Origin of the sequence: Polynucleobacter sp. UK-Gri1-W3 (genome assembly GCF_018881595.1) — a bacterium.
In the GTDB taxonomy this organism is placed as follows: Bacteria; Pseudomonadota; Gammaproteobacteria; order Burkholderiales; family Burkholderiaceae; genus Polynucleobacter.
The window spans coordinates 401,764-421,231 of sequence record NZ_JACVQA010000008.1; the positions used below are offsets into that span (position 1 = coordinate 401,764).

Below are 19,468 nucleotides of genomic sequence, written 5' to 3' on the forward strand. Positions count from 1 at the left end.
GTCCAAGCCAAGTAGCAATCTATGGTGCGAGGAGGGGGACTCGAACCCCCACACCATTTCTGGCGTCAGGACCTAAACCTGGTGCGTCTACCAATTTCGCCATCCTCGCGAATTTCCGCAAACTGCCAAGCCTAGACTTCACTCTAAAGACCGTAATTCTACAATGCCTAGGGTTTTAGAGAATCTTTTAGGCCTTATAGAGCAAAGCTACTGCGTGAACGGCAATACCCTCGCCTCTGCCTAAGTGACCCAAAGATTCATTGGTCTTAGCCTTGAGGTTGACGTGGCTGGGGGTTACAGCCAAATCAACGGCAATATTGCGGACCATTTCCGGCAAAAAATCCGCCAATTTAGGCTTTTGGCAAATAATGGTTGCATCGACATTACCGATCTGAAATCCTGCCGCTTGCACCTTTTGTAGAGCAGCTCTGAGCAAAATTCGACTATCCATACCCTTAAATTGAGGGTCAGTATCTGGAAATAACTGTCCAATATCGTTTAAGCCAGCAGCACCAAGTAAGGCATCTGTTAAGGCATGAAGAAGAGCATCGGCATCTGAATGACCTAAAAGGCCCTTATCAAAAGGCACATGAACGCCGCCCAAAATGAGTTTTCTGTCAGCGACTAAAGCATGGACATCGTAGCCTTGGCCAATACGAAATTGTGGAATATGAGGATTGCTTTGAGTCATTTTGTATCTCTCATTAAATAGCGCTTGTAGATAAGAGCAATTGCATTAATTCCCAATCTGCAGGATGGGTCACCTTGAAATTGCGCGCAGCGCCTTCAATTAATAAAGGCTTGGCACCGGTGAGTTCTACAGCACTAGCCTCATCCGTAACATCCGCCTCAAGACGGATTGCACTTTCAAGTGCATCATGCAATTGCTTTAATCCAAACATTTGTGGTGTTTGCGCTTGCCAAAGATGTTCGCGTGAAATGGTTCTTTCTGCGTGTGGAATATTTCCGGCAACAACTGAATCCAGGTCCGCCTGCTTTAGGGTATCAGCTAAAGGCACGGCTAATATGCCGCCAACATGAGATTCTTTTACTGAATCAATTAACTTAGTAATTAATGTGGGCGTGATTCCTGGCCGAGCTGCATCATGGACCAATATCCAATCATCCCCAGGAATGCCTGACTGCATCATTGCAGCCAAGGTATTACGGACGGTTTCCTGTCGGGTTGGGCCACCAGTTGGCACAGCATGAATATCTGCCCCGATATTAGCGATGCTTCTCAAAATAGGGTTTTCAATAAAACTAGGGCTCACGCCAATCCAAATAGATTGAATCTGTGGAGATTCCTTAAAGGCTTCAAGCGCATAAGAGACCATAGGCCTTCCGGCTAGCTGCTGAAACTGCTTAGGCAACTCCCCGCCTAGGCGCGAGCCTGTACCTGCTGTTGGCAAAAGCGCATGACATTTTCTATTCGAATGTTTTCCAGAACCCATGCCTGATTCTATAATGAGCGCAGATGTCTGACGCATTAAATCTAGCACCCCCCATACCCGCACCCCGGGCTGGGCAGCGCTTTACTTTTTCAGGGCTAATCGGCTCAGCCGATGCCGCTCTAATTGCTCAGACCGCCTTACGCTATCGCAGTCAGTTTTCAGTCATGGTCATTTTCTGCGCTCAAGCCCAGGAAGCCCAACGACTTTTAGAAGAAATTCCTGCTTTTGCTCCACAACTCAAAACCAGGCTTCTTCCGGACTGGGAGATTCTCCCCTACGACCATTTTTCACCGCATCAGGATTTAGTCTCAGAGCGGCTAGCAACTCTTTATGAGTTACTCAACGGCAGCTGCGACATTGTTTTAGTTCCAGTAACCACTGCATTACAAAGACTAGGGCCTCCGAACTTTTTATCCGGACATACTTTTTTCTTCAGGCAAGGTGACAAGCTAAACGAGGCTGCATTAAAGCTGCAGCTACAACAAGCAGGCTATGACCCAGTCAGCGCAGTGATGCGCCCAGGCGAATACAGCATTCGTGGCGGTCTGTTTGATTTATTTCCCATGGGATCTAGCCTACCTTACCGCCTCGATTTATTTGGCGATGAGATTGAACAAATTCGGGCGTTTGATCCCGATACCCAACGCAGCCTCTACCCTGTAAAGGAAGTCCGACTTCTCCCGGGCCATGAGTTTCCATTTGATGATGCTTCACGCACTGCCTTTAGAGGTCGTTGGCGAGAGGTCTTTGAGGGTGACCCTACCCGTTGCTCGATTTATAAAGACGCTAACTTAGGAATACCCAGTGCAGGTATCGAATCCTATTTGCCCCTCTTTTTTGAAGAGCAATCCAATCTCTTTGATTATTTCCCTCGCTCAGGCGACCCTGTTTGGCTAGTATCTATTGGTGATGTAGAAGAAACCATCAAAGGCTTCTGGAAAGACACGCTCTCTCGCTATGAATTTCTTAAGCACGATCTTGATCGACCTATTCTTCAACCAAAAGAACTATTCCTAGACGTTGATGAATTTTTTACTAGCTCTAAATCCTATGCGCGACTAACGCTTGAAAAAGACGCCGCAGAGAAGGGTCAGTTTCTAGCAGTTCCCGACATTGCGGTTCATCGTCGAGATGCCGACCCGATAAGCCTCCTTCGCAAAGTAGTCGCATCTGAAAAGGTTCGTGTTTTAGTTTGCAGCGATAGCGCCGGACGCAAAGAATCGATTCGTCAACTCTTTGAAGAGAGTAATTCGGTCGCTGGGCAGGATGGCAAACCACTCTACCCCCTTAAGCCTGAGGGCTTTGAAAGTATTGCGGAGTTTATAAAAAGTAATTCTTTATTTGGCTTGGTAACCGCTCCACTCTTCAATGGATTTTCATGGCCAGCAGAAAATCTGCTTGTCATCACAGAAGCCGAGCTGTTCACCACAACAGCAAGACAGCGACGCAAAGGCAAGGCTAATGAGAGCTCAGATCCTGACATGTTGTTTAAGGATCTTTCTGAGCTCAAGATCGGCGACCCTGTAGTACATGCAGAGCATGGTATTGGGCGCTACCAAGGCTTGGTACTACTCAATTTAGCTCCGCCAAAAGAGGCCCCTATTTTTGAGGAATTTCTTCATCTGCAATATGCGGGTGAAGCAACCTTATATGTTCCTGTTCAACAGCTGCAGATGGTCACCCGCTATGCAGGTTCTGACCCTGACTCAGCGCCACTGCACCAACTAGGCTCAGGTCAGTGGGATAAAGCGAAACGTAAAGCAGCTCAACAGATTAGAGATACCGCTGCAGAACTATTAAGTCTTTATGCGGCTAGAGCCATTCGCAAAGGCCATGCTTTTGAATTTTCAGCTCATGACTATGCGGCTTTTGCAGAGAGCTTTGGCTTCGAAGAAACGCCAGATCAAGCCAACGCAATTGCGGCTGTGATTGGCGATATGACTAGCGGCACGCCTATGGATCGTCTGGTTTGCGGTGATGTTGGCTTTGGAAAAACAGAGGTGGCATTGCGCGCAAGCTTTGTTGCTGTAATGGGTGGTAAGCAAGTCGCTATTCTGGCTCCCACCACCCTTCTTGCTGAACAACATGTGGCCACCTGGAAAGACCGCTTTGCAGATTGGCCAGTACGTATAGTTGAACTCTCTCGCTTTAAAACCACCAAAGAAATTAACGCCGCCTTAGAAGCCATTGCCAAAGGCGATGCTGACATCATTATTGGTACGCATAAGCTTCTTTCCAAAGAAACTCAATTTGCCAATCTTGGCTTGGTGATTGTTGATGAAGAACATCGCTTTGGTGTTAGGCAAAAAGATGCTCTAAAAGCATTGCGTGCGGAGGTCGATATCCTGACACTGACCGCTACCCCTATCCCTAGAACGTTAGGCATGGCTATGGAAGGCCTCCGGGAGCTATCAATCATTGCTACTGCACCACAGAAGCGTCTTGCCATTAAAACTTTTGTAAGACGCGAGGGAGATGGCGTCATTCGCGAAGCTATCCTGCGAGAAATTAAACGTGGCGGTCAGGTCTACTTCTTGCACAATGAAGTAGAAACCATTCAGAATCGTAAGCATGCATTACAAGAACTTATTCCTGAGGCTCGTATTAGCGTAGCGCATGGACAAATGCATGAACGTGAGCTGGAATCCGTCATGCGTGAGTTTGTAACGCAACGTACCAATATTTTGCTATGCACCACCATTATTGAAACTGGTATTGACGTACCAACAGCTAACACCATCATCATGCATCGCGCTGATAAATTTGGTTTAGCCCAACTACATCAATTACGAGGTCGTGTGGGTCGATCTCACCATCAGGCTTATGCCTATTTACTGGTTCCTGATCCGGAAGCCTTAAGCAAACAAGCGCAGTTGCGTCTCAATGCCATTCAAGCCATGGAGGAGCTTGGCTCGGGCTTCTATTTGGCCATGCATGATTTAGAGATTCGTGGTGCTGGTGAAGTGTTGGGCGACAAACAGTCTGGTGAAATCCATGAGATTGGTTTTCAGCTATATACCGAGATGCTCAATCGCGCAGTCAAATCGCTTCGTAGCGGCAAAGAACCAGATTTGCTTTCGCCACTCCAAGCAACCACCGACGTTAACCTTGGTGTACCCGCGTTATTTCCTGAAGATTACTGCCCTGATGTCCATGAGCGCTTATCCCTTTACAAACGTTTTGCTGGAACAAATGATTTCTCAGAGCTTATGGGATTGCGTGAAGAATTAGTGGATCGTTTTGGTGATTTACCCGATCAAGCTAAGTCGTTTTATGAAACTCATCGCCTGAGACTGGAAATGACTGGGTTTGGTATTAAGAAAATTGACGCAACCCCTGCCTCGATACAAATACAATTCATCCCAAACCCACCAATTGATCCCATGAAGATCATTCAGCTTATTCAGTCATCAAAATTTATCCAACTCAATGGCCAAGATAAGCTCAAAGTACTCCCCCAAAAGGAGCGTGAATTTGAGAAGCTAGAACAACGTCTTGACGCTATACGCAATATCTTGCGTCGCCTCAATGATTCAGCAGTGTTAAGCACGGCAAAAATAAGTTAATAATCCGATTATGATTAAGTCATGGCCAAACACCAAGTCCTTGTAGCAATATCTAGAGATCCAATCGCGGAAAAGCTAATCTTTTCATTAAAAGATCATGCGCTGAAATTTGGCGTCTCCTTGCATTCTATCGGCGGGCAAACCAGCAATGGAAGTTATTATGTCGAGCGCTTTGAATCCAACTTTCACCTGGATACTACCCAACGTGAACAACTTCGAAGTATTGCTGCTAGCTCCAATGCTGACCTTTGCTTTATAAAGCCTGATTTATTGCCTCAAGATATTCGTGTATTGGCCATGGATATGGATTCCACACTTATTAATATTGAATGCATTGATGAGATTGCTGATTTCACAGGAAAGAAATCTGCTGTAGCTGAAATTACCGAAGCCACTATGCGCGGTGAGATCAAAGACTTTAAAGAGAGCTTAAGAAGACGTGTCGCCCTTTTAGAAGGAGTACATGCTGATGCACTGGAATCAGTTTATCGTGAACGCCTTCGCCCCAATCCTGGTGCTGCAGAGCTTCTAGCTGGAGCTAACGAGCGAGGGATTTATACACTTCTTGTCTCTGGTGGGTTTACTTTCTTTACTGAAAAACTTCGTCAGCAATTAGGTTTTAAGCAAACTCAAGCAAATACCTTAGAAATCATTGATGGGAAACTAACTGGCCAGGTGCTTGGCGATATTGTCGATGGCGCAGCGAAGGCTGCTCACCTAGATGAGGCTTGCGCCCGCATTGGATGCACTAAGGCTAACGCAATCACAATGGGTGATGGTGCAAACGACCTCATCATGATGAACGGCTCAGGCATTAGCGTTGCTTATAAAGCCAAACCTGTCGTCAAAGAAAAAGCCGACGCGGCTTTTGACCGGGTCGGCTTAGATGCTGCCTTACTACTGATCTCTTAAGTTTTTACCCTAGAGATCGAGGTAATCATTACGCGTTTATATAAAGATTTATAAGCGCTCAAAAATAGTTGCAATACCTTGGCCACCACCAATACACATGGTTACCAAAGCATATTTACCTTGAACACGATGAAGCTCATGAATAGCTTTGGTAGCAATCGCTGCACCTGAACAACCAATTGGGTGCCCTAAAGCGATTGCACCGCCATTTACGTTGGTCTTGGCTGGATCTAAACCCAAACCTTTAGCAACTGCTAACGCTTGCGCAGCAAAAGCCTCGTTAGATTCAATTACATCCATTTGATCTAATTTAAGACCAGCACGCTCAAGAGCTATATTGGTTGCAGGTATTGGGCCTTCACCCATGATGTGGTTTGGCACACCAGCTACCGCATAAGATACCAAACGAGCAATTGGCTTATGACCTGCTTTCTTGGTAGTTTCAGCATCGGCCAATACAAAGAAAGCAGCGCCATCATTAATGCCAGAAGCATTACCGGCAGTAACAGAGCCACCCTCTTTTTTGAAAACAGCCTTCATCTTGGCTAGTGTTTCCATAGTGGTTTCAGGCTTAACATGCTCATCGGTATCAAACACTACGTCACCCTTACGAGTTTTAATAGTGATTGGCACGATCTGAGATTTAAAACGGCCTTCTTTAATGGCATGTGCTGCACGACGATGAGATTCCACCGCCAGAGCATCTTGCTCATCGCGTGTGAGCCTCCACTTTTCAACAAGATTTTCTGCTGTAACGCCCATATGACCAACACCAAATGGGTCAGTCAAAATACCAACCATCAAGTCAATCATCTTGGTATCGCCCATACGTGCGCCACTGCGCATCGCTGGAGAACCGTACATACCGCGGGACATTACCTCTACACCACCGCCAATACCGTAATCACAATCACCCAACATAATTTGCTGCGCAGTTGTAACGATCGCTTGTAAACCCGAACTACATAAACGATTTAATGCCATAGCCACTGATTCCATTGGCAGGCCAGCTTGAATCGATGCAACGCGTGCAACATAACCGTAACGGCTATCTGTTGGAATGGTATTGCCTACAGTGATGTAATTAATCAATGCAGGATCAACGCCTGAGCGGGCAACCGCTTCTTTCATTACGATACCGCCGAGCTCAGACGGCTCAAAACTGCTGAGAGCGCCGTTAAAGGTACCAATTGCAGAACGAACTGCACTTAAGACAACGACATCACGACTCATATCAATCCCCTTTGCTAAGCCCCTTTATAGAGCTGACACTGCACTAAATAAGCACTAAATAAGTACTAAATGAATATTCCAACCATCAGTTTTATTCTATTCGTCAAGTTTCGGCTATTAGGTCATGCCCTTGGGAGTTAATGACAGTAACCTTGATGATGTCGCCAGCACGATAGCGTTTAGAGGGCTTACTTGCGGGCAAAACCTTAACCAGACCATCAATTTCAGGGGCATCACCAATAGTTCTACCGATTCCACCAGAATCATCTACTCGATCAATAATCACCTGAATACGCTTGCCTATTTTTTTAGCAAGCCGCTTAATGGAGATATCTTCCGCCTTGGCCATAAATCTAGCCCGACGATCTTCCCGCAGCTCACTTGGCACTGGATTATCTAATTGATTGGCGGTAGCACCCTCAACAGGCGAATAGGCAAAACAACCGGCCCTATCAATTTGCGCTTCATCTAGGAAATTGAGGAGATATTCAAACTCTTCCTCAGTCTCTCCGGGAAAGCCTGCAATAAAGGTACTGCGAACCACCAAATCAGGACAAGCCTCACGCCATGCCAAGATACGCTCCAAATTCTTTTCGCCACTGGCTGGTCGCTTCATCCTCTTTAGAACATCTGGATGGGCATGTTGCAGCGGAATATCCAAATACGGCAACACGCCATAGCCATGCTCTGCGAACTCCGCCATCAAGGGCAAGACATCATCTACATGTGGGTATGGATAGACATAGTGCAATCGAACCCAAGCCTGATGTTCCCGCGCAATTTGATTTAAGGCATTTACCAAATCAAACATTTTGGTTTTAACTGGTTTGCCTTCCCAAAAGCCGGTGCGATATTGAATATCAACACCATAAGCACTCGTATCCTGCGAGACTACTAACAACTCTTTTACTCCGGACTCAAATAAGCGCTTAGCTTCAAGCAGCACTTCACCAATCGGTCGTGAAACTAAATCACCACGCATATTGGGGATGATGCAAAAAGTACAGCGATGATTACATCCCTCACTAATTTTGAGATATGCGTAATGCTTTGGTGTGAGCTTGACTCCGGCTGGAGGAACTAAATCTATGAATGGATCATGCGGTTTAGGCAGATGCAAATGAATTGCCTGCATTACTTCGGCTGTGGCATGCGGCCCAGTAACAGCAAGGACCTTAGGGTGAATGCTTGTAATAAGGTCACTACCATCCGCATTTTTTCTGGCACCTAGACAGCCAGTTACAATCACTTTACCGTTTTCAGATAAGGCTTCACCAATAGCAGACAGACTTTCCTCAACCGCTGAATCGATAAAGCCACAGGTATTAACGACTACGAGATCCGCGCCAGAGTAATCTTTGGCAGTCTTGTATCCTTCAGCACTGAGTTGCGTCAGGATAAGCTCAGAGTCTACAAGCGCCTTAGGACAACCTAAGGATACAAATCCAATTTTTCCAGCCACAACTATTCTTTTTCAGTTTTATTGGGCTGTGGTGAAAATGGAAAGTTTCCAAAGATATTTTGCGAGCCCTGCACTTGCTCTTGCATCTTGATGAAAAGATCCTTGCTCTGTTCCATGTAGTTACCCATCAAGCCTTGCATGAGGGGATTTTGCAGATTCATCATCTGAGACCAGGCTTCTGGAGTACTACCTGTACCCAATCCCTTGGTTTGATCACCCAGTTTGTTGTGGATATCCACGAAAGATTGCATGGTCTTCTCAAGATAGTTACCCATCAAACCTTGCATGGAGTTTCCATAGAAGCGAATGATTTGCGAGAGCATTTGTGTGGAGAACACCGGGGCGCCACCAGCTTCTTCCTCAAGAATAATTTGCAGCAAAATATTGCGCGTTAAATCCTCTTCGGTTTTAGCATCAACCACCTTAAAGACTTCAGTCGCCATGACCAGATTCTTGATATCTGACAAAGTGACATACGTGCTTGTCTGTGTGTCATAAAGACGACGATTAGGATACTTCTTAATGAGCCGATCTTCGCCAGCTCGTTTAGCGCGGGTAACCATTTATTTTCCTTACTTTTTTACTGCATCGCAACATCAGCGTAGTTTAGCCTTAAGTTGACCAAAAGGTAAATACGCCAAGTTGCGCAATACAAGAACTGCTCTAATTGCTGCAGTGCAATATTAACCAGTGTGAATACCACCGTTTAATGAGAAGTCTGCACCAGTGGCATAACCACCATCATCGGATGCAATCCAGCAGCAGATTGAAGCAATCTCTTCAGGGGTACCTAAGCGTTTAACTGGAATACCAGAAACAATCTTCTCAAGAACATCCTCTCGAATAGCTTTAACCATATCAGTGCCGATGTAGCCTGGGGATACTGTATTCACGGTGACGCCCTTGGTAGCAACTTCTTGGGCTAAAGCCATCGTAAAGCCGTGTAAGCCTGCCTTAGCAGTGGAATAGTTTGCTTGGCCAAATTGGCCTTTTTGACCATTCACAGAAGAGATATTGATGATTCGACCCCAGTTGTTTTCAACCATGCCATCAATCACTTGTTTGGTAACGTTAAACAAGGAGTTCAAGTTGGTATCAATCACCGCCTTCCAGGCATCTGGCGTCATTTTGCGGAATACGCTATCACGGGTAATGCCTGCATTGTTTACCAAAACATCTACGCGCCCTACTTCAGCCTTGACCTTCTCAAAGGCAGTAACAGTGCTGTCCCAATCAGAAACGTTACCTTCAGAAGCAATAAAGTCATAGCCAAGCGCTTTTTGTTCGCCAATCCAGCGATCTTTTCGTGGTGAATTCGGGCCACAACCTGCAATCACTTTAAAGCCGTCTTTAGCAAGACGTTGACAAATAGCGGTACCAATACCACCCATACCACCAGTTACATATGCGACTTTTTGAGACATTGAATTCCCCTTTTAAAAACCTTCGTTAATTGTTATTGAATTTCTGGTGTTGCTTTTTCTTTTACATAGACTCCAGGTGCAGCTTCCATTTTTTTGTACTTAGCATTACCAAAATTAGAGCTTGCCTGCCTCTTCTCGCCACCAAATTGTTCTAGCCACTTGGTGTAGTCAGGCCACCAGCTACCTTGAATTTTTTTTGCATCGTCTAGCCATTCTTGAGCTGTTGGTGCAATCTTGTTATTTTCAAAGTAATAGCGCTTATTTTTAGCGGGTGGATTAATAACGCCAGCAATATGTCCAGATGCGCCCAGAACGAAGCGGTTTTTGCCTTTGAGAAGATGGGTAGATTCGTAAGCAGACTTCCAAGGAACAATATGGTCTTCCTGCGAAGCATACAAATAAGCGGGACATTTAATTTTTCCGAGATCAATCTTTTCGCCGCAAATTTTGACCTTGTCAGGCTTTACTAAATCATTTTGCAAATAGGTGTGACGCAGATACCAGCAGTACATTGCACCAGGAAGATTGGTGGAGTCACCATTCCAATAGAGCAAATCAAATGGTGGCGGTGAATTTCCTTTGAGGTAGTTTTCTACTACGTAATTCCAAACCAAGTCATTGGGGCGCAAGAATGAAAAGGTGTTACCTAAGTCTAAGCCCGACATCATGCCGAACTTACCGCCCTTGCCGCCAATGGAGCTCTCGCGCATTTCGACCATGCCTTCGTCGATAAACACGTCCAAAATACCGGTATCAGTAAAATCCAGCAATGTAGTCAACAACGTCAAACTTGCGGCCGGATGTTCGTCCCGCGCCGCTAATACCGCTAACGCTGAACTAGTTAAGGTACCACCAACGCAGAATCCCAAGATATTGATTTGCTTGGTATCGCCGATCTCTTTAACTACATCAATCGCTTTGATTACACCTTTGCCGACATAATCATCCCAACTCACTTGAGCCATAGAGGCATCTGGGTTCTTCCAAGAAACTAAAAACACAGTATGGCCCTGGCTCACCATATGGCGCACCACTGAGTTATCAGGCTGCAAATCGAGAATGTAATATTTATTGATGCATGGCGGTACCATCAAATATGGGCGCTCGAACACTTGCTCAGTTAATGGTGTGTATTGAATTAATTCGAACAACTCATTACGAAACACTACATGACCTTCAGTAGTGGCAATATTTTTACCCACTTCAAATGCAGACTCATCTGTTTGTGAGACCTTGCCTTTTTTCATATCTCCCAACAAATTCACAATCCCTTTTTGAATGGATTGTCCCTGGGAGCTAATAATGCTTTCTAGTACCTCTGGATTCGTGGCAATAAAGTTTGATGGTGAAAGCGCATCAATCATCTGCTCAGTAGTAAATAGAATTTTTTGCTTTGACTTTTCATCCGTCTCAACTGATTTTGCCAACTCCATTAAATATTTGGAATTGAGTAAATAGGTAGCAGCAATGACTTTGCTCCAGGAAGAGTGCCAAGCATGACCTCCGAAACGACGGTCTTTAAGCTCAATCGCCTCAGGATTGGTTGCAATGTGCGCTAACTCTGTGAAATATTCTTTTTGGATTTCAGATAAACGCTCTGGCGGAATTAGTGCCATATGGTGCGGTGCCAAAGATGGCGTTGCACCGGTATTCATGCCTGCAAACATATTAGTCTCTTCTATAAGTTAGGGACATTCTCCGCCCTTAAGTACTATAGAGTTATACGCAAATACCCTAGCCCTTTGGATAAGCTAGTACTAACCCGTATATTTGCTACAAAACTATTTTGTAATCCAGATAGCTGATGCAAATCTTCCGGTTTCACCATCGCGGCGATAAGAAAAAAACTGCTCTTGGTCTTTGACGGTGCAATATTGGCCACCAAAAATCATCTGTAAACCACAAGTCTCTAAACGCGCGCTCGCTAACTGGTAGATATCAGCCAGAAACTTTCCAGGCTTATGGGGGATAGCTTTAAATGCATTCAAAGGAGTGGCTAAGCCTGAATCTTTAAAGGCAATCACTACATCTTCCCCAACCTCAAATGAATCAGGGCCAATCGCCGGACCCATCCAAGCAATTAAATTACTCGGATTTTTATCTTCAGAGATTTTGAGTAGCGCTGTGATCGTATTTTCTAAAACACCAGCGCAAAGACCTCGCCAACCAGCGTGAGCGGCGCCAACTGCGCTACCGCTTTGATTGGTAATTAACACTGGCAAACAATCGGCCGTCATGATGGCCAACACCTCTCCTGGAATATTGGTCACTGAAGCATCTGCTTGAATATACCCATTGAGGCTTGTTTGTCGATTTTGCGGGGTGCTAACTACAGTGCCATGGATTTGTTTGAGCCAAACGGGTTCTGATGGCAGCGCTTTAGCAAAGATGGCTCTGTTCTGTGAAACATCTCCATCTTTGTCACCCACATGATCCCCAAGATTGAGAGAATCAAATGGCGCCTTGCTGACCCCTCCCAAACGGGTGCTTACCAAGGCATTAATAGCTCTTGGTGCCGGCCATTGAGGAGTAATAAAGCTCATGCACGCAGTTCATTTTCGATTGAGGCCAATACAACCGCCTCCTTAGGAAGAACCTCTTCATCCATTCCAAGTTGTGGCAATAAATCCAATAAGTCTTGTGGAGGCAAGCGGAACCAAGTCATCAACTCCTGTTTAACTGGATGCTGAAGACTCAGAGCAAAGGCATGTAAGGCTTGGCGGTTGAAAGAAAGATTTTTGGCGGCACCCGGTGCTTTTTTGCGATAAACCGGATCGCCGACCAAGGGGAAGCCAAGCGACTCTAAATGAACGCGGATTTGATGGGTGCGCCCTGTCTCCAGGCGACACTCTAGGAGCGCAACAGCGGACTCTCCGACCAAACCCTTGGATAGACGACGGAACAAGGTGGCAGCAGGTTTACCTTGAGGGCTACCAGCTGCCATCTTCAGGCGATCTCGTTGATCTCGACCTACGGATGCAAGAACTTTGCCCTGACTTGGGGCATCGCCCCACACCCATGCTAAATAACGACGCCCCACCGTTCTCTCTTGAAGCTGGCGAACTAATGAAGTCTGAGCCTGAGATGTTCTTGCCACAACCATTAATCCGGATGTATCTTTATCTAGCCGATGAACGATTCCAGCCCTGGGAAGCAACTTTAGCTCGGGGTAGCGAAATAAGAGTCCATTTAATAGTGTTCCCGACCAATTTCCAGCCGCAGGATGAACTACCAGGCCAGGTGCCTTATTCACCACGATGATGGTGTCATCTTCAAAGACCACGTCTAAAGGGATGTCTTCTGGGCTAAAGGCAAATTGCTCAGGCATTTCTTGTGGAAATACCTTAATGTTCTCGCCACCATGGAGCAAATAACGGGCTTTGGTTACCTTACCATCGACCATAACCGCCCCAGCCTCAACCCAAGCCTTTAGGCGATTACGCGAATAATCGGGCAAAGACCCTGCCAGCACCTTGTCCAAGCGCTCACCAGCCATCTCCAAAGGAATGTCTAGGGAGATGAAATCCTCATCATCGATATAATCAATGGGATTCGATTCAGGAGTTTGCGGCAATGCCACGCTTAGAGAGCCTTTCAGTTATGTCCGACGTAATATCAGACGCCAGTTTAAGGCTTGCTGGGAATTCTTCCCTACAAAAAAGGAACCCCCGCTTTTATAGCGTTCCGTTCACACTACTTTTTACTCTGATCATTGCATTAATGCTTTTAAGTGGATGCGCAGGTAGTGACGGTAGTAAAGATGACACTGATATATGGTCTGAGGCAAAACTCTATTCAGAAGCTACTGACAAACTCAATGATGCTGATTTTGCTAAATGCGGCAAATACTTTGAAAAATTAGAGGCGCGCTTTCCGTTTAGTCCTTACTCACAACAAGCTCAAATCAATGCTGCCTATTGTTACTGGAAAGCCCAAGAGCAAACTCAAGCGCTAGTTGCAATTGATCGCTTTATTAAATTACATCAAGGAAGTCCAAGCTTAGATTACGCCTACTATTTAAAAGGCCTCATCACTTTTAATGATGATTTGGGTTGGCTAGGTAAATTTACCGGCCAGGATTTAAGTGAACGTGACCCGAAAGCTGCTAAAGAAGCTTTTGAATCCTTCAAGGTAGTTGTAGAGCGCTTCCCTGATAGCAAATACGCACCTGATGCCTTAGATCGTATGCGCTATATCGTGAACTCCCTTGCAGAAGCTGATGTTATCGTTGCGCGTTTTTATTATCAGCGTGGCGCCTATTTGGCTGCGGCCAATCGTGCTCAGCTAGTAATCCGTGACTATGACCGAGCACCTGCAGTTGAAGAAGCGCTTTACATTCTCACTAAATCCTATGAAAAATTAGGCATGGTCCAATTAAGCAATGACTCCGCGCGTGTCTTTAAATTAAACTTTCCTGATAGCGAGATGCTTCTCACTGGAGAGCGCGTTAAAAAGGAACGCAAATGGTGGCAGTTCTGGAATAAGTAATCCCCCCCCTAGAAGCAATCTTCTCTAGATCCATATCTAGTTAAATAAAAAATCCTCCAAGTCGGAGGATTTTTTATTTGTCTTTGTTATATGGTTTTGTTGCGTGGCTTTGTTATTTTTTTATTTGATCTCAACAGGCACCCTAGGTGCAACAGCACAAAGCAATTCATAGCCAATCGTATCGCTCATTTGCGCTACAACATCTACAGGCACCTTATCGCCCCAAAGCTGAACAACACTTCCAACTCCTGCGTTAGGGGCGTTATTCAAATCTATTGCCAGCATGTCCATGGAGACTCTGCCCACCAATGGACAAGTAACGCCATGATCGCCAGAGGCTACCCATACTGGAGTGCCGTCTTTTGCATGACGAGGATATCCATCGGCGTAACCACAAGCAACAATACCGATGCGCATTGCATTAGGCGCCTCAAAGCGTCCGCCATAACCAACACGATCCCCTTTTTTAAGTTCCTGAATGTCAATAATTTCACTGTGAAGCTGCATGACCGCCTGAAGATTGGCGTGCTCGATATCGGCATATTGCCCAGTTGGTGAAGCGCCATAGAGCATGATTCCTGGGCGCACCCAATCACCCAAGGCATTGCGGTGCCATAGGATGGCAGCCGAGTTTGCCAAGGATGTAGGGCCCTCTAAGCCGACGATCGTTTCATTAAATAAGTCTTGCTGAGACCCAACCGATGGCAGTCGATCAACCTGATCAGCATTTGCAAAGTGGGTCATATGGTGCATGTGATAGCCGGCCGCATGCAAGCGATGAAAGGCTATTCGATAAGCTTCGGGCTTAAATCCTAAGCGGTTCATGCCGGTATTCATTTTGAGAAAGACATTAAAAGGTTTGTGGTTTTTGCTCTTAAAGCGCTCCAGCCACTCCACTTGAGCGTCACAATGAACGACTAGGTCGCAGGCCAAATCATCGGCTCGGGCTAGCTCATTTTCATGAAAAAACCCCTCTAAAAGCAGAATGCGCCCTTGCCAGCCATGTTCCCGTAACCAGGCGGCCTCCTGAATGTCTAATAAGGCAAATCCGTCAGTGGAGGCTAAACCCGTCAGTGCAGCACCAAAACAATGACCATAAGCTCGAGCTTTGATGACAGCCCAAATCTTAGATTCAGGGGCCAATTCTCGTACTCGGTTTAAATTATGCTGAAAGGCAGCTGTATGAATAGATGCCAAAATTGGCCTATTGATTAGGTCATTAGCTGATTCACCCATATTTACCCCTCCTTTCATGTTTTAATTGTATTAATGACTAGATTGTACGAATGAACCGTAGCTTTTACATCATTATGGCGGCGCAATTTTTTTCGTCGCTTGCTGATAATGCTCTCCTGATAGCGGCTATTGCCCTCTTGGCCCAGCTCCACGCGCCGGCCTGGATGACCCCATTGCTCAAATTGTTCTTTGTATTGTCCTATGTTCTCTTAGCGGCCTTTGTAGGAGCCTTTGCCGACTCCCGGCCTAAGGGTAACGTCATGTTTATCACTAACTCTATTAAGTTTGTGGGGTGTATTGCCATGTTGTTTGGCAGTCACCCACTCATGTCGTACGCCATAGTAGGTCTTGGCGCTGCAGCTTACTCTCCTGCGAAGTACGGCATTCTGACCGAACTACTTCCCCCTGAAAAATTAGTCGCCGCCAATGGTTGGATTGAGGGTCTTACCGTTGGCTCAATCATTCTTGGCACAGTATTGGGCGGCATCCTTATTAGCAGCACTGTATCTCAAAGTCTTTTGGCTTTAGATTTGCCTGCATTTGAAACCGGTATTGATACTCCGGCAGAGTCAGCCATTCTCATCATCATGATGATTTATGTGGTCGCAGCCCTAATTAACTTAAAGATTCCTGATACTGGCGCTCGTTACGTTTCTCAAAAAACCAATCCAATAGAGCTAGTTAAAGACTTTGCTATTTGCTTTAAGACACTTTGGAATGATCGCCTAGGTCAAATCTCTCTAGCTGTCACCACTTTGTTCTGGGGTGCTGGCGCTACCTTGCAATTTATTGTGATTAAGTGGGCGCAAGTCGCACTGCACATGAATCTATCTCAAGGCGCAATTCTTCAGGCGATTTCTGCAGTCGGTGTTGCTGGTGGTGCGGTCTATGCCGCTTGGCGCATACCTCTTCGTAAGTCTTTGAATGTTCTGCCTTATGGCATTGCCATGGGCCTAGTTGTCTGCGTCTTGGCTATCTACAACTCTGACATGCTTCCGAATACCAGCATTTTCTCTATTGGCAAATTGCAGGTAACTCTTAATCTATTGCCTGCTTATTTCTTATTGATTTTGGTCGGCTGGTTGGCGGGATATTTTGTAGTGCCAATGAATGCCTTACTGCAACATCGTGGCCACGTCCTGATGTCGGCAGGTCACTCCATTGCGGTTCAGAACTTTAACGAAAATATTTCTGTTTTGATAATGTTGTTGATCTATTCACTACTAATCTGGTTAGATTTACCAATTCAAATTGTCATTATTGGTTTTGGCGTAACTGTGAGTCTTATCATGTGGTTAGTTATTAGGCGTCATGCCAAAAATCAAGCAGAATATGACTCCATGCATCTAATCGGCAAACACAAGCACTAAGCTTACCGCTCAAGCTCAATCGCAATGCCTATCTAGCTTCTTCTAATTGGGGTTCAAGGTCACAATTTAAATACTGATCATGCGGAAAATATGTATGGGGTAAGTCAGCAAATAAATAAGGTATTCTTCAATAGATAGACTCTGGAAATGGCCACCTTATTCATTTTTAAATATGCTGATCATCCAGTACCTGTAGTAATGATTAGCCCCGATCTTTTATACAAAAGGAGAGCAGCACATGAGAATTAAAAATATAGTCAGTCTTCTGACCGTTACATCATTCATTGCGGCATCCATCGGCAATGCAGTTGCATGCACCTCTCTGATGATGATGGACCTGAATGGCAATGGTTACCATGGTCGAACCTTGGAATTTAGCTCCGTGATTCCTACTGCGATGACCTATTTTCCAGCTAATACAAAAATTGAATCTGTTACTCCAGCAGGCAAGCAAGGTAAAACGTTTAATACTAAGTATGCAATTTTAGGCATGACTGCTCAAGCCCTTCCCTCATCCAAGCAGGTCACTTTTGCTGATGGTATGAATGACCATGGACTTAGCTTCAAGATCAATTGGTTAAATTCAACCACCGCAATCCCCGTTACAGCCGAAGACTCTAAGCTGTTATCTATTACTGATTTTGGATCATGGACTTTAGGTAACTTTAAGAGTGTGGCTGAACTAAAAGCAGCTCTCGCAACCAAAGAGACAGAATTTTGGTTACCTGTAATTAAAGACTTCAGCCCAAATCCATGGCCTCAGCATTATCATTTTGTTGATAAAACAGGAAATAATCTTGTTGTGGAGTTTACAAACAACAAGATGAATGTGTATGACAATCCTGTTGGCGTGATGACAAATGGTCCTGATTTCCCATGGCATTTACAAAACTTGAACAACTATACGTTTACAAACGTAGATAAAAATACAGGACAGTTGGGTAAGCTGCAATTAGCTACCCAAGATTCTGGTATAGCCCTGACTGCATTGCCCTCCGCGCAGACGTCTCAAGGTCGTTTTGTAAAAGCCGCTTTCTATGCGAATTATGTTCGAAAAGGGAAGACTCCTGATGAAGCAATGAATCTTCTGGCCCACGTCATGAATAACTTTGATCGTCCATATGATTTAACCATTGATGGGGCTGGTGGCTCAGGTGACGGAATACGTGGCAAAGGTTTTTCAAGTGAAGTTACCTTGTGGACTACGATGAGTGATTTAAATCGTAATCAATATTATGTACGCAGTATTAATGCCATGAACTTTGCTGTGGTTGATATGAATAAACTAACTAATATTAAGGAAATCAAGTCGATCTCAAGCTACGATGTGGATAAAGCGGGCGCCGATCCCTTTGTTGTATTAAATAAATAGATGTATTGATAGCAAAGAATAAAGCCACCTAAGGGTGGTTTTATTCTTGTTGCGCTTGAATTGTTGTCATTAATGAAGTGCCTCCAGAAAATAAGAAAATAGCAAGATGTTTGTTTTGATCAATCCACTCAAGCTCGGTATTTTTTTGGCTCTTTTGGGGTTGTCTTATTTTGCCTTCTCGCAAACATCCGAAAGCACAATGAGCGAAGAGGCTAAATCAGCCCAAAAAATGCAAAACAGGTTGTATCCACAGATTCAGTTGCCGATTACTTACAATTACAACCAAAAGTTGGGAGCTAGCAACCAATCCCAGCAAAATCAATACGGATTTAATCCCATTATTCCCGTAGTACTTGGGGAAGATTTACAGCTGATCGTAAATCCGATGTTTACCCTGAACCACAACACCAATGATCAACAAGTAACCAATCAAGCGCAGCCTATGCAGCTTGCCACATTTATTGCGCCTGTTTATGCAAAGCTTTTTTATGTAGGTATTGGCCCCTACCTTCAGCTTCCTGCAACCAATATTAATAACGGCTCCAAACAAACTGGGCTTGGGGTTTCAGCAGGTGCATTCTTTACCCCGGAGCATTGGGTCATAGGAGCGGCAATGTATAACTCATGGGGAATTGGTAACAATATGTTGGGAGGTTCGGCCAATCTCATCAATGTTCAGCCTAGCATTTCCTATACAACGGATACTGCCTGGACTTATAACTTAGGTAGTCAACTTACATACAACTACGATGCAAAGGCAGCTACGAATCAGTTAACCTTTAGTGGCGGCAAAACAGTTAATCTCTTTGGCTACCATACTCAGATACAGGCAGGTCCAACCTATATGGTCACAACTACACCTACAAGCGCTAAGGGGTTTGGTGGATTTCTTGGCATAACAGTCTTGTTGCCGAAATAAAAACAATACGCCCTAATAAAATAGGGCTGGGT

At 45.1% G+C, this 19,468-nt stretch carries 16 protein-coding genes and 1 tRNA gene; 6 read left to right on the forward strand and 11 right to left on the reverse strand.

Going from position 1 to position 19,468, the window contains the following annotated elements:
• Positions 1–22: 22 nt before the first annotated feature.
• From ICN36_RS09975 to ispD, 3 genes are all read right to left on the reverse strand, one after another.
• A tRNA-Leu gene (locus ICN36_RS09975) sits at positions 23–109 on the reverse strand.
• A 78-nt stretch (positions 110–187) separates the two neighbouring features.
• Positions 188–691, reverse strand: a complete 504-nt coding sequence (ispF, locus tag ICN36_RS09980) for a 2-C-methyl-D-erythritol 2,4-cyclodiphosphate synthase (protein ID WP_216228188.1) — start codon at positions 689–691, stop codon at positions 188–190.
• A gap of 13 nt (positions 692–704) precedes the next feature.
• Entirely contained in the window at positions 705–1,490 is a 786-nt protein-coding gene (gene ispD / locus ICN36_RS09985; protein WP_255531293.1) for a 2-C-methyl-D-erythritol 4-phosphate cytidylyltransferase, read from the reverse strand.
• Here ispD and mfd point away from each other — a divergent pair.
• Entirely contained in the window at positions 1,478–5,020 is a 3,543-nt protein-coding gene (mfd, locus tag ICN36_RS09990) for a transcription-repair coupling factor (protein ID WP_216228189.1), read from the forward strand. The genes ispD and mfd overlap by 13 nt on opposite strands.
• 21 nt (positions 5,021–5,041) lie before the next feature.
• Positions 5,042–5,932: a phosphoserine phosphatase SerB gene (gene serB, locus ICN36_RS09995; protein WP_216228190.1), complete on the forward strand. Its 891-nt coding sequence runs from the start codon at positions 5,042–5,044 to the stop codon at positions 5,930–5,932.
• Between the two features lie 48 nt (positions 5,933–5,980).
• Here the strand turns inward: serB and ICN36_RS10000 are convergent, their stop codons facing one another.
• From ICN36_RS10000 to ICN36_RS10030, 7 genes are all read right to left on the reverse strand, one after another.
• Complete coding sequence (locus tag ICN36_RS10000; protein WP_216228191.1) at positions 5,981–7,165, reverse strand: acetyl-CoA C-acyltransferase family protein; 1,185 nt, start codon at positions 7,163–7,165, stop codon at positions 5,981–5,983.
• A 103-nt stretch (positions 7,166–7,268) separates the two neighbouring features.
• The gene (rimO, locus tag ICN36_RS10005) at positions 7,269–8,627 is read right to left on the reverse strand and encodes a 30S ribosomal protein S12 methylthiotransferase RimO (RefSeq protein WP_216228192.1); all 1,359 of its coding nucleotides are present in this window, start codon (positions 8,625–8,627) and stop codon (positions 7,269–7,271) included.
• 2 nt (positions 8,628–8,629) lie between these two features.
• Positions 8,630–9,190 carry a polyhydroxyalkanoate synthesis repressor PhaR gene (gene phaR, locus ICN36_RS10010; RefSeq protein WP_216228193.1) on the reverse strand — a complete coding sequence of 187 codons (561 nt, stop codon included), beginning with the start codon at positions 9,188–9,190 and terminating at the stop codon, positions 8,630–8,632.
• Positions 9,191–9,310: 120 nt separating this feature from the next.
• A complete protein-coding gene (locus ICN36_RS10015; protein WP_216228194.1) occupies positions 9,311–10,051 on the reverse strand; it encodes a 3-ketoacyl-ACP reductase in 741 nt (246 codons plus the stop codon).
• 32 nt (positions 10,052–10,083) lie between these two features.
• On the reverse strand, positions 10,084–11,718 hold the full coding sequence (gene phaC / locus ICN36_RS10020; protein ID WP_216228195.1) for a class I poly(R)-hydroxyalkanoic acid synthase: 1,635 nt from the start codon (positions 11,716–11,718) through the stop codon (positions 10,084–10,086).
• 114 nt (positions 11,719–11,832) lie between these two features.
• Positions 11,833–12,594 carry a peptidoglycan editing factor PgeF gene (gene pgeF, locus ICN36_RS10025; RefSeq protein WP_216228196.1) on the reverse strand — a complete coding sequence of 254 codons (762 nt, stop codon included), beginning with the start codon at positions 12,592–12,594 and terminating at the stop codon, positions 11,833–11,835.
• Complete coding sequence (locus ICN36_RS10030; RefSeq protein WP_216228197.1) at positions 12,591–13,631, reverse strand: RluA family pseudouridine synthase; 1,041 nt, start codon at positions 13,629–13,631, stop codon at positions 12,591–12,593. The genes pgeF and ICN36_RS10030 overlap by 4 nt, the downstream gene beginning before the upstream one ends.
• A 20-nt stretch (positions 13,632–13,651) precedes the next feature.
• On the opposite strand from ICN36_RS10030, the gene ICN36_RS10035 reads away from it, so the two are divergent.
• On the forward strand, positions 13,652–14,539 hold the full coding sequence (locus tag ICN36_RS10035) for an outer membrane protein assembly factor BamD (RefSeq protein ID WP_216228198.1): 888 nt from the start codon (positions 13,652–13,654) through the stop codon (positions 14,537–14,539).
• A gap of 120 nt (positions 14,540–14,659) precedes the next feature.
• On the opposite strand, the gene alr is transcribed toward ICN36_RS10035, so the two are convergent.
• Positions 14,660–15,751, reverse strand: a complete 1,092-nt coding sequence (gene alr / locus ICN36_RS10040; RefSeq protein WP_216228301.1) for an alanine racemase — start codon at positions 15,749–15,751, stop codon at positions 14,660–14,662.
• Between the two features lie 74 nt (positions 15,752–15,825).
• Between alr and lplT the strand changes: the two genes are divergently transcribed.
• From lplT to ICN36_RS10055, 3 genes are all read left to right on the forward strand, one after another.
• Positions 15,826–17,145, forward strand: coding sequence for a lysophospholipid transporter LplT (gene lplT / locus ICN36_RS10045; protein WP_216228199.1), 1,320 nt, complete (start codon positions 15,826–15,828; stop codon positions 17,143–17,145).
• A gap of 238 nt (positions 17,146–17,383) precedes the next feature.
• A complete protein-coding gene (locus tag ICN36_RS10050) occupies positions 17,384–18,517 on the forward strand; it encodes a linear amide C-N hydrolase (protein WP_216228200.1) in 1,134 nt (377 codons plus the stop codon).
• A gap of 106 nt (positions 18,518–18,623) precedes the next feature.
• Complete coding sequence (locus tag ICN36_RS10055; RefSeq protein WP_216228201.1) at positions 18,624–19,436, forward strand: hypothetical protein; 813 nt, start codon at positions 18,624–18,626, stop codon at positions 19,434–19,436.
• Positions 19,437–19,468: the final 32 nt, after the last annotated feature.